Below are 1,076 nucleotides of genomic sequence, written 5' to 3'. Positions count from 1 at the left end.
GCCCGGGATTCGACGGCACAGGGGACCTGTCCCTGATTCCGCAGATCCAGCGCGGCGGCCTGGGCATCTGGGGCGCCGTCGTGCTCGGCGCTGTGGGCGCCTGGATCGGGTGCCGGCGTGCCGGGGTGAAGCTGAGCGCCTTCATGGACGCCGCGGCCCCCGGACTGCTGCTGGCCCAGGCCATTGGCCGGTGGGGCAACTACTTCAACCAGGAACTCTTCGGCGGCCCCACCACGCTTCCGTGGGGGCTGCAGATCGATCCCAACAACCCGAACTTCCCCGCCGGCATGCCGACGGACACGCTCTTCCACCCGACGTTCCTCTACGAGTCGCTGTGGAACCTGGCCGGCGTGCTGATCCTGCTGGCACTCGACCGCAAATTCAGCTTCCGCCGCGGCCGCCTCTTCTGCGTCTACGCCATGTACTACACCCTGGGCCGCGTCTGGATCGAGGCCATGCGGATCGACGACGCCGAACAGATCACCCTCTTCGGGCTCACCACCAGGCTCAATGTCTGGACCAGCATCATCGTCTTCGCCGGAGCCCTGCTCGCCTTCATCCTCCTCGGCCTGCGCAAGCGCTCCGAGCCGGACACCCCGTTCCTCCCCGGCCGCGCGCCGGCAGAGACACAGCCGGCAGGGACCCAGCCGGTGGAGACTTCGCCGGCTGAGGAAAAGTCGGCGGAGGAAGAGTCGGCAGAGTCAAAGGCGGACGCTGACGCGACCGAGGCCGACAGCGCTGACCGCACCACCGGCGCCGACAGTGCCGCCCACGCTGACCGCGCCACCGTCCCCGCAGACGCGGCAACCATCCGCCATTCGGACGCCGCTGTCTCAGATAGTGAATCCCGTGCTAATCTCCGGAATAACCAAAGCGGACCAGTTCGCGCATCCGAGGATGCGGGCTGGGACTCCACGGGCGGCACCGCGCCCGCCAATGGAGCTCCGGCAGCCGGAGTTTCCGGCCGCCAGGGAACTGGAACCGCGCCGGAGGCTGAGGGCACCAAGTAGCTCAGCGCCGGCACTTCGGGTTGACCGGAGCCACCGCTCACCGGACCCGACTCCACAGCGTCGTGG

At 68.7% G+C, this 1,076-nt stretch carries 1 protein-coding gene; it reads left to right on the top strand.

All coding sequences use genetic code 11. The features are described 5' to 3' along the window. Positions 1-1,010: prolipoprotein diacylglyceryl transferase (locus tag LQV45_RS35030; RefSeq protein ID WP_230012601.1), on the top strand; the 1,010-nt coding region annotated here is incomplete at its 5' end. Between the last annotated feature and the right edge of the window lie 66 nt (positions 1,011-1,076).

The organism is Microbacterium sp. Bi128 (assembly GCF_918698205.1).
This window is presented reverse-complemented; position numbering and strand designations above follow the sequence as displayed.